1 protein-coding gene is annotated in these 807 nt (G+C 64.2%); it reads left to right on the top strand.

All coding sequences use genetic code 11. The features are described 5' to 3' along the window. On the top strand, positions 1-807 hold an 807-nt coding region (locus AACY49_RS29710; protein WP_339527750.1), incomplete at both ends, for a VCBS domain-containing protein.

Here is an 807-nt window from a genome sequence, read left to right as displayed (position 1 = left end):
GCAGCGGCCAATGGACCTACACCCTGGCCAACGGCAGCGATGGTATCGCCAGTGCCGTGCAATCACTGAAGGCCGGCGAGAGTCATGACGAGGTGTTCAGCGTGCAGGTCAGCGATGGCCTCGGCGGTGTGGATACCCAGCTGGTCACCGTCACCGTCAGCGGCAGCAACGATGCACCGGTGCTCAGTTTCGCGACCGGCAACGAGGCCGGCGCGGTGCAGGAAGACACCACGCTCAGCGTCAGCGGCCAATTCAGCTCGACCGACATCGACCACGATGCCACCGCCAGTTGGTCCATCAATGGTTCGCCAACTGGAACCTACGGCTCGATCGCCGTCGACAGCACTGGCCAGTGGACCTACACCCTGGCCAACGGCAGCGATGGCATCGCCAGTGTCGTGCAGTCGCTGAAGGCCGGCGAGAGTCACGACGAGGTGTTCAGCGTGCAGGTCAGCGATGGCCTCGGCGGCGTCAAGACTCAGCTGGTGACTGTCACCGTCAGCGGCAGCAACGATGCACCGGTGCTCAGTTTCGCGACCGGCAACGAGGCCGGCGCGGTGCAGGAAGACACCACCCTCAGCGTCAGCGGCCAGTTCAGTTCGACCGATATCGACCACGATGCCACCGCCACCTGGAGCATTGCCGGAACCAATACCGGCGCCTTCGGCTCGATTGCCGTGGACAGCAGCGGCCAATGGACCTACACCCTGGCCAACGGCAGCGATGGTATCGCCAGTGCCGTGCAATCACTGAAGGCCGGCGAGAGTCATGACGAGGTGTTCAGCGTGCAGGTCAGCGATGGCCTCG

Source organism: Pseudomonas sp. EL_65y_Pfl2_R96 (assembly GCF_963970905.1).
Classification (GTDB): Bacteria; Pseudomonadota; Gammaproteobacteria; order Pseudomonadales; family Pseudomonadaceae; genus Aquipseudomonas.
Note: the sequence above shows the minus strand (reverse complement) of the source record. Positions and strands in the feature narration are given on the sequence as shown.